A 9206-nucleotide genomic window follows, 5' to 3' on the forward strand; every position below is an offset into this window, starting at 1 on the left:
CGATTTCCCGGAGCATGCCTGCGTATTGTCCCTTGTTCATAAAGGGCTCCTTGCTTATAAAAAGATTGATAAGTTGTGGTCTGCAGACGGTATACTAGAGCACTATCGATTGCTCAAATCGCAATCGCCTACAAACCAATGAATTGACTTGTATTAACGTCTGCTTTGCAGACGGTGCTCTACGTTGATAGCCACAGGGCCGGTTCCCTGCAGGGCAGGGTCGGCTTATTGTCAAGATCGCAAAGGGCGACGACCTCAAGCAGATAGTGAAACTTCCTGCCCTGAATAGTACTGAGTCAAAAGTCGCAGTTTCAAGCTTGCCTGAAACGATGACCGAGACTATTGTACGGACGCCAACGGCGTCATTTTCTCGGTGTCAGCAGGATTGTCGGAATCTACTTGAATCAATATAAAATTATGTACAAAAAAGGCAAGTCCAAAAACTTGCCATTAAAACTTTTTGATTTGACTGAATTATGGGGCAGGCTTAAGCTTTGGGCTTGTTGCTTTTTACGGCGTTCCAGACCATGTAGCCGATAAAGAGGGCGCCGAAGGCGAGGAGGGCGATGGCGAGCTCGGAATTGTATTTCTCGATAATGTCCTTCTGGCCGTGGGCGAGGTAGCCGAGTCCCGCAAGGACGCAGTTCCAGATGGTGGCGCCTAGGAAAGTGTACAGGGTGAATGGAATCAGCTTCATGTTCGCGATACCCGCCGGGATAGAAATCAGCTGGCGGATTACGGTGATGAGGCGGCCCACGAACGTAGAAATGGCTCCGTGTTCACGGAAGTAATTTTCTGCCTTTTCGAGCTTCTGCGTGTCCAGCAACAGGAAATGTCCCAGACGGCTGTCGGCGAACTTGTAGATAATTGGTCGACCGAGGAACTTGGCGAGGAAGTAGTTGATGTACGCCCCGACGAGGGCGCCTGCGCTTGCGGCGATGACAATCAGCACGATGCTGAGCCCCGAGCCCGGCTGCAGCGCCTTGTAGGCGGCGGGGGGCACCACGAGCTCCGACGGGAATGGAATGAATGAACTTTCGACGGCCATCAGGAGGGCGATGGACCAGTAATTCAGATGCTCGTTATACCAGTCAATAATCTGGGTGTAGATTCCCGTAGATTTGACCGGGACCGCTTGGGCGACTGTATCGGCTACGGTGGGCTCGGCGAATGCCGCTACTGCGAACAAGCTAATAAGTGCTAAGGCGAAAAATTTTTTATTCATGAGACCAAATATAGAAAGAAAAAGAAACCCCTGACGCGTTGTCAGGGGGGTATCAAAGGTTTGTCGAAAAGTCTTATTTTTTCTTCTTGGACTTTTTGTTCTTTTTCTTGGCGGCATTCTTGTTCGCCTTCTTGGAAGCCTTCTTGTTCTTGGACGGCTTGACTTCTTCCTCTTCTTCGTCCTCGGCGACTTCTTCCTGCTGCACGGACTGTTCCGGTTCGCTGTAGGTTTCGCCCGTCTGGTATTCGATGATGGAGTTCTGGCTGTTCGCCTGGTTAAGGGCGGCCTTGGCCTCTTCCACGTACTTGCCGTCCGGGAAACGCTTCAGGTAAATTTCGTAGTCCTTCATGCGGTTGCCAGCCTTCACCAGTTCAAAGATGCCTGCTTCGGCTTCGTCGCGGAAGGCTCCGTTCGGATTGTCGTTCAGGTAGGTAAGGTAAGCCTTGAAGGTGTTCTGTGCCTGGATGGCGCGGAACTTGTCGTATTCGCCGAGAGAACGCAGCTTGGCTTCGACTTCGGGCCTACGCGGGGAGTCGGGGTAGTACTGCAGGAACATCTCGAGCATTTCCGGATCGTTGGAGGCCATGACCTGGTCGAAACGGGAATCTTCCTGGCGAACCTGGTATTCCTTCAACTGGACCTTGCCGCTGTCGAGAGTGGAGTAGAGCTTTTCCTTGGTGGCGAGGTCTGCCGGGTGGCAGAAGGCGAGGAAACTTTCGAGTACGTCCGCAAACTGGGTGCGGGTGTAGGCTTCGCTCATGTCGGGCAGTTCGCCGTTTTCGTCAAGGTAGAAACGGTAGTCGCGCTCGATGGCCATGCAGTCCCAGTCGCTGAGCGTATCCTTGACTTCGCTGTACTTGCGCAGGACGTCGTCACGGTCGTGGAGGTTGTAGCGCATGCGGCGGTCACGGCGACTTTCGCGGCCGAAATCAAGCGAGAGCTCGAGGCCTACGCGTACGGGCCACTTGTAGGAAATCTTGTCGAACTTGAGGTCGGAGTACGGGGACGGGCTTGGGCTGTTGTCCTTGTCGCGTGCCTTGATGTCTTCGTAGGGGAGGAATTCCTTGCGGACATTCACGCCAATCTTGAGGTCGACATCCTTGAAAATCTCGGTGATGCGGTATTCGAGCGCGCCGGAAACGAATCCGGTCTGAGCCATTTCGGTATGCTGGTCGGTATGACCGCTGTAGTCGTCGTAGAAAGAGAAGAAGTGGAATCCGAATCCGCCCAAAACGCGCAGGTCGAGGTCCCCGATTAGGTTGAAACTGAAACCGGCGAGCACGGAAGGTGCGTAAGTGAGGAACCAAAGTTCACGGTCGGTCTGTTCGCCCTTTCTGGTCTTTCCGCTCTTGGATTCATCCGGGATGGTGTACTTGGGATTGTCTTCGATGGTGCCGAACTGGAAGGAGTTTACTTCCGCACCCAGCCAGAAGGTAAACGGGATGTCCGCTTTCCACAGGGGCGTGATCAGGGGCGACCACAAAAGACCCAACGAAAGGGGGACGGTAAGAACATCTTTGTCAAGTCCGTCATCGAGGAGAGTCTTGCTCTTGTCGGTCTTGAAATTCAAGAAGGCGGGTTCACCCTGCAGGTACAGCTGGGTACGCCAGTTGGATCGTTCAAAATCGGCCGCATACGAGGCGGCCGCCAGTAAAGACAAAATGGCAAATAGTTTACGCATCATACTAAATTTAAATTTTCTAGGGCGCTTCGGGAGAAAGAAATTAAAAAATAAGGGTTTTTTAGGTGTTTTTGGTCTAATATCAGAAGTTCAGGATGAATCCGACACCCAGTAGGATTGCTCCGGCTCCAATCAGGGAGCCTCCGATGATCATCTTGCGGTCGCCCTTGTCGACCAGATCCCTGTTTTCTTCGATTTTTTTCTGGTAATTTTTTCCTCCCGAGGCGGGGCGTCCCAGCTCGTTCTTGACGGCATCGGCATCGTCGTAGTCCAAGCTGGCGAGGTATGTAAACAGGGCACCGAGAAGCAACGGAGCGATAGAGGTGCCCATCAGGGTCTTTCCTAGGCGGTGACGCTTGCGGATGCTTTCCCATTCGTCCTGTACGATTTGCTCCTGGAGGTTCGTGATGGGAGTCAGGGGGATGTCGATGTCCGTGATTTCGGTGGGCGAGGCGAATACGGTCACCAGGGTGTCACGGTAACCGACCTTGCGAATTTGCACGGTAGAAAGGCCTGGCTCGAAGATGGTGAATTTATTCGGAGAGTATCCGATGGGTTCCGACTTCGGCGTAATCGGCGACGACCCTGCGTATATTTCTGCTCCCGACGGAATGGTCGTGATGCGGAGTTCGGGTTTTGCCTTCTTGAGTTTGAGCGAAAGCTTGGTGGTGTCACCCGGTATCGGCCTAACAGCGGACTTGGTGCTCCATAGCTGGCGGTTCACATTCCAGTAGGCGTACAGGACGATTTTCCCGGTGTCGGCCGTTGCAAATGTACAGGGGCTCTTGCAGATGTCCTCTTTGCCGTGGATGGCAATGTTTGCGCCTTCGGGATCCGTTTCGATATGGATATAGCTCTTGCCGTTTACAGTCGGCTTGGAGGGGGAAACCTTTTCGCCTTGGAGCGCCTTGATGAAATCTTGCAGCTTGTTGTTTGCCATGGCATCGCTCAGGGAGCGGATTGCGGATAAATTCATCTGGACCGAGGTTTTTGCGCCCTTGACGGTGGAATCGTCGAAGACGAAGAGCGACGCCTGCACTGCCAGTGAATCCGGCGTGCGTGCGGCGGTGATGCGTCCGGTGTAGGCGGATGCGGCCTTGTGGGCGGAGAGTGAATCGCGGATGCAGGCGATATCGGGGCAGCTCATGAATGCGTCAGGCCTAGCGACCGTGACGGGCGTTCCCGATTCCTTGATAAGCTTGGTCATCAGGTTGTCCAGCTGTTCGGCTAGCGCAGAGTCGGAGCTGCGGCGTTCCAGCGGAATGTAGATATGCTTGCCTTCGACGGAATCAAGGTAGGTGAGGATTGGGGCTGCGTTTGCGTCGGTTGTGTCTTGTAGAGTTGCGTCGCGGGCGATCGTATCGCTGATTGTGGTGTCGGCCGGGATGCTGTCGGTGCGGACAGAGTCTACGTTCTGGTTACTGCTTGCAGCGTGGAGAAGGTCGGCTCCCTGCTCGTCGGTAATGCTCTTGAAACGGTTGGCGGGAATGCGTACAATGGTGAATTGCCCCTTGATGGACCCCCCGAGACTGACCGTGTCGTTCTGAATGCCAAGGAACTGCGCCGTCTGTTTTGCGCCGGTCACCAATTCAACGGTAGCGCGGACGCCCTGGAGTTCGTCTGCGTAGGTCGCGAACGCCCAGAAGAGTACGAAGGAGAGGATAAACTTTTTCATGGCCGACCTAGAATGTTAATATGAATCCGAGGGTGAGGAGCGAGGCGCCGACTGCAAGACCGGTATACATAACGGACCTGGAGGTTCTGGCCTTGTCGCGGTAATCCTTGAAGTCCTGCTCGTTTTGACGGAAATGCCTTGTTTCGGCAATAGCCGAATTCTGAAGGGAGCTCTTGCAGTCATTTGCTTTGCTGATTTCGTATTGGCTTACGATTCCCGCGATAGCACTCACGGCAAAGGGGATGACCGACGAGAACATCAGGCCTTTCCCGAATTTTTTGCGTTGCCTCTTGGACAGTTCGCTTCTCTGTTCGCTGAGGATATCCTCGTCCAGGGCGCTGCGTTGCGAGACGATGAGGTATGACGTGTCCCTGTCGGAAAGCTTGACCCTGATGGTTGTGTCCGTAAATTCGGGGTGGAACAGTGAAACGAGAATTTCACCTTCAAGAACTTGGTCGTCGTTCAGCGGGATAAAGGCGGGCGAGACGAAGTCCGGATCCTGCGTATGATCTGGGCGCGTGTCCTGAACGTAGATGTCGGCCTTGGATGGAATAGTCGATACGTGCAGCACCTTTTGGGCAAAGGCGATGTTTGCAAAAAGAAGGCAAATGGCGATCAGTCGGAACATTAGAAAATTCCTCCTGAATACGGTCCCGTGATGGTATAGTAACTTGACTTGTTCTCGATAAACCAATGCATTTGCGGGAGTGGATTGCGCGCATTGTCTTCGCCAAGAATTTCAACTTTGCAGCTGAACTTGCACTTGAATCTGAAAAGGAGTGTAGGTGAACGGAAATCGCTTGGAATGGTGTCGCCGTCAACCAAAACATTCAACCGAGAAGCGTTGATTCCGGAACCGTCGTCATAGACTAGGTACTGGATGGAATCGGCGGGAGAAATCGTATCGAGGAAGGGGGATATCTGGGGGGCGACCTTGTCCGTAAGGAAAATCGTGTCGAGTGTCTGAACCGTGTTTGCGGGGATGTCCACCATAACGCTTTCGGCGGTATATTCCTTGCGCAGCGATTCCTTGACCAGGATCTTGAGTCTGGATTGGGCCTTGACCTTTGTCGTGACGGTGTATGCATGTTCGTCGGAAGGGTGCTTTTCTAGCGTGTCGCCGTCTGCGGAAATCAGGTAGACGTTTGATTCCAGGAACGCGTTGCTCTTGAACCTGGAGTAGACGACGGGAATCTTGATTGTCGAGGAGTCGTTCAGGATCTTCGTTGAAAAATGGAATATCTCCGAAGTGTTCTGGTACACCCTGCCACTGGCGCTCTGGGTGAGGAGCTTTAGTCCCCAATACAGGGTAAAGGAACTGTCCCTTGTGATGATGGCGGTAGAATCGGGATTGATGGGGCCGAGAAGTGAACCGCCAAGTGAAATTTTTGCGTTACAGTCGACATTGCCTACGGCATGGTCCCAGACGGAATCGGGATCGCTTGAAATGAAAATCTGGCAGATGGATGTTTCCCAGGGGTCGTGTCCCTGGACGGACCAGCGTAAAGGAATCTGCTGGCTGGAAGTCGGTTCTGCCTGGTTGTAGCCGTTGTACGGGAAAAGAAGCGTGATTCCGTTGGGTGTGTTGACGTGGACTCTGAAATCGTTACGGAGTGTGTCGCCGTAAAGGTCGACGGTTTCGAGAGAGCCGGCGAAATCTCCGGAATTGCTGAAGGTGTAGCGGAAACTGGGCAGGTTGAAGTTGTCGTTTTCGATGTTCCACGAACACCCCCCGTGATACTGCTGTAGGGTCTCGTCGGTGAAAATGGCTTTGCCGAGGCCGTAGGCCGCATAGAACCGGACGGTTTGCCCTTGCTCCAGGTACAGGTCGCCGAGTGCGTCATTATTGTTGACGATGTCGCCGGTATAACCGTCGGCGACGGCGTAGACGAATTGCTGCAGGTGGTTCGATTCGCTTGCCAGGTGGTCGTCGCCGCAGGCCGAGAGGAACAGGACCGCATAAAGCAGAATGGAAAGAATCAGTCTATTCACCGAAAACCTCCGGCAGGGTCGTGTTCGGCTTCAGATAAAAGTTTTTACTGATTCTGTTGCCGCTAAAGTCGATGGCGGTGATGGTGATAATCCTGTAGGTCCAGCTTCGAATGTCCTTGTCAAAAGGAATTTTCAGCAGGTTGTCCGATAATGAAAAGTCTTGCACGTAACGGTTCTCGAAGAACACGCTAATCATGGATTCCGAAATGCCGCTGCCTGCATCGTAGACTGCAAAACGGAGCGTGTCCGCGATGGCAATCGTGTCGCTCCCTAGCGGGCTTGTGATGGCGGGCGGTTTGTTGTCGTATAGGCGGATGGTGTCAAGTTCCAGAACCTGTTCCCCGTGGAGCGAAAAGCGTGAAAGGATGGTCGAAAAATCGGGATGTCCCGGAATGGATACGCGGAGCGAATAGGAGCCTTCGGCAAGGGGGGCCAGGCTGAAATCGGTACTGTCGCTCTTGATTTCCTTGAGGGGGACCATGTTGCTGTCTTGTAGGAGAAGCTGGTAGGTGAAGGTATCTCGGTCGGAATTGGTTATTAGGTGGCCCATCACGGCGTTTTCGCGGGATGCACCCTTGACATAGAAGTATCCTTCGATGGTCCGTTCCGATTTTTGGAGGAACTGGTTTTCGGCGGAGACGCTCCAGTAGTACTTGTGGAGTGGAGTGAATCCGTTGCGGTAGATGAAGTTCGCCTGATTGAGGAGCGTGTCGACCATGATTTCGCCTGTAGATTTCCAGATGACGAAATGGTAGCTGATTTTGCTGATGGAATCGGATGCGGTGCTGTTCCAGGCAAAGCTTAGGGAAGAGTCGGGTTCGATGCTCTGGGTGCCACAGGCGGGAATGAAAAGGCTGTCATCTAGTGCAGGGGGATTTGCGACGGTCACGGAGAGTGTATCGCTCAGGGTGTCGCCGAAGGAATCGACAAAGACGAATACGACTTCGTGGACGCCGAGTTCAAGGATGGTGTTCCGGAAACTGAATTCGTTTGCAAACGGGTTTCCGTCAAGTAGCCAGAAGTGTCGCTTGTGTCCGATGGATTTGGACGGGTAAACTTCTGTAAGGAAGATGAGGGAATCGCCCGGTCGGATTGTGTCGGACCTGACTTTGGCGACAGAGGAATCGAACGATGCCGTGAGGAGGGCCTTGACCGAAATGGGTTCGCCCGGTTCGGAACTGTCGAACAAGTAGCGATCGGAATCGCTGCAAGCCCCGCAGACAAGGATGATGAGGCCTAGAAGGAACAACAAGAGGGAATGGTGTTTGCTGAAAGTCATTTGCCCTCCAGCGTGTCAAGGACAAAGAAGGTGCGGGCCGGAATGGAATCCCTGTCGCCACGTGAATCTTCGACGATGACCCTGAAAATGTGTTTGCCTTCGCCTAAGCCGGATTGCCGGATATTGTCGAGTTCGCCGAGGGTGTAGGATTTCCCGTCGATTTCAATGGTGCTGAAAATTCTGTCGTCTTCATCGCGGTCCCAGGTGTACCAGGTGAACAGGAACGGGGTATGGCTGTTACCGTAGAGGGTATCGCCATTGGCTGGAATAGTGGTATCGCTGATTTCGGGCGGAGCGTTTACGATGACCGTGATCTGTTTTTCGAGCCAGTTTCCTTCGTTGTCGATGATTTTGACATGGTCGGGAATGAAGTTCTGCACCGTGAACGGGGACGCCGTCATGACGGTTGATACGGGGTAGCTGCGACCGCTGTCCAGGAGGTCTTCGTCGTTATACCAGTAATACCGTACGTTGTCCTGGTAGGCGTCCGGTACGACATGGACGACCAGGGTGGCGGAGTCGTTGGAATTGATCTTGAGCGGGTCAAAGGTGTTCTCGCCGGACTGGTGGACGTAAACTTCGAAATCCTGAATTTTGGAGGAACTGTCGGGTAAATCGGGAATGTCGCTGCACGCACCTAGACATACGCTCAGAAGGGCGAAACCTGTCAAGTTTCCGTAAAAGCAAAAAACACGCAGAATGGATTTACCGAATAAACTCACGGAATTAAAGATAACTATATTCGTTCACATGAGTACCGAAAATTTTGAATATAAAACCGCAATGGAGCGTCTGGAAAACATCCTGGAACGCATAGACAATTCCGAGATGGAAATCGACGAATTGGCCGGGGCCGTGCAGGAAGCTACGGAACTTTTGCGGAAATGCAGGCAAATCCTGCTTTCGACGGAAAAGAACGTGCAGGAAGCGCTTTCGAACCTGGACGGCGAAACGGAAACGGGTGCCTGATAATGGCTGAAAAGGCGTCGGAAATTCCCCTGAATGCGGATGTCCCTGCCATGGAGGTTTCGGGACTGACTGTGAAGTTCCCGATGCGCGGAGGCGTGCTCGGTAAAGTGCAGCGCTATTTTACCGCCGTGGACGACGTGTCGTTTACGCTCCCCCAGGGGAAAATCCTGTCGGTGGTGGGGGAATCCGGCTGCGGCAAGTCGACTCTCGTAAAGTCCCTGGTCGGGCTCGTGCCGATGGCATCGGGTACTTTTAAACTGTTTGGCGAAACCGTCTGTCGGGGGAAGGTGGCTGGACCGGCTGCTTTGCAAAAATTGGAAGGTTTAGCTACGCAAAAGTTGGGTGGTTTGGCTTCGCAAAAGTTGGGTGGTTTGGCTTCGCAAAA

At 53.2% G+C, this 9206-nt stretch carries 9 protein-coding genes; 2 read left to right on the forward strand and 7 right to left on the reverse strand.

What is annotated here, in order from left to right; translation table 11 throughout:
* Window positions 1-487 precede the first annotated feature (487 nt).
* From Q0P86_RS15805 to Q0P86_RS15835, 7 genes are all read right to left on the reverse strand, one after another.
* Complete coding sequence (locus tag Q0P86_RS15805; RefSeq protein WP_295040797.1) at window positions 488-1225, reverse strand: DedA family protein; 738 nt, start codon at window positions 1223-1225, stop codon at window positions 488-490.
* 73 nt (window positions 1226-1298) lie between these two features.
* Window positions 1299-2909: a hypothetical protein gene (locus Q0P86_RS15810; RefSeq protein WP_295040799.1), complete on the reverse strand. Its 1611-nt coding sequence runs from the start codon at window positions 2907-2909 to the stop codon at window positions 1299-1301.
* A 79-nt stretch (window positions 2910-2988) separates the two neighbouring features.
* Window positions 2989-4581 (reverse strand): hypothetical protein, encoded by a 1593-nt coding sequence (locus tag Q0P86_RS15815; protein WP_295040801.1) that lies wholly within the window; start codon window positions 4579-4581, stop codon window positions 2989-2991.
* A gap of 7 nt (window positions 4582-4588) precedes the next feature.
* On the reverse strand, window positions 4589-5209 hold the full coding sequence (locus tag Q0P86_RS15820; RefSeq protein WP_290996378.1) for a hypothetical protein: 621 nt from the start codon (window positions 5207-5209) through the stop codon (window positions 4589-4591).
* Window positions 5209-6573 carry a hypothetical protein gene (locus Q0P86_RS15825; protein WP_291025231.1) on the reverse strand — a complete coding sequence of 455 codons (1365 nt, stop codon included), beginning with the start codon at window positions 6571-6573 and terminating at the stop codon, window positions 5209-5211. The genes Q0P86_RS15820 and Q0P86_RS15825 overlap by 1 nt, the downstream gene beginning before the upstream one ends.
* On the reverse strand, window positions 6566-7852 hold the full coding sequence (locus Q0P86_RS15830; RefSeq protein WP_290996380.1) for a hypothetical protein: 1287 nt from the start codon (window positions 7850-7852) through the stop codon (window positions 6566-6568). The genes Q0P86_RS15825 and Q0P86_RS15830 overlap by 8 nt, the downstream gene beginning before the upstream one ends.
* The gene (locus Q0P86_RS15835) at window positions 7849-8574 is read right to left on the reverse strand and encodes a hypothetical protein (protein ID WP_295040804.1); all 726 of its coding nucleotides are present in this window, start codon (window positions 8572-8574) and stop codon (window positions 7849-7851) included. Before Q0P86_RS15835 ends, Q0P86_RS15830 begins: the two co-directional genes overlap by 4 nt.
* A gap of 28 nt (window positions 8575-8602) precedes the next feature.
* Here Q0P86_RS15835 and xseB point away from each other — a divergent pair, with 28 nt between their 5' ends.
* Both xseB and Q0P86_RS15845 read left to right on the forward strand, forming a co-directional pair.
* The gene (gene xseB / locus Q0P86_RS15840; RefSeq protein WP_072976425.1) at window positions 8603-8821 is read left to right on the forward strand and encodes an exodeoxyribonuclease VII small subunit; all 219 of its coding nucleotides are present in this window, start codon (window positions 8603-8605) and stop codon (window positions 8819-8821) included.
* Window positions 8822-8823: 2 nt separating this feature from the next.
* Window positions 8824-9206, forward strand: a 383-nt coding sequence (locus Q0P86_RS15845; protein ID WP_295040806.1) for an ATP-binding cassette domain-containing protein, incomplete at its 3' end; no start/stop codon positions are given.

Origin of the sequence: uncultured Fibrobacter sp. (assembly GCF_946062555.1) — a bacterium.
Classification (GTDB): domain Bacteria; phylum Fibrobacterota; class Fibrobacteria; order Fibrobacterales; family Fibrobacteraceae; genus Fibrobacter.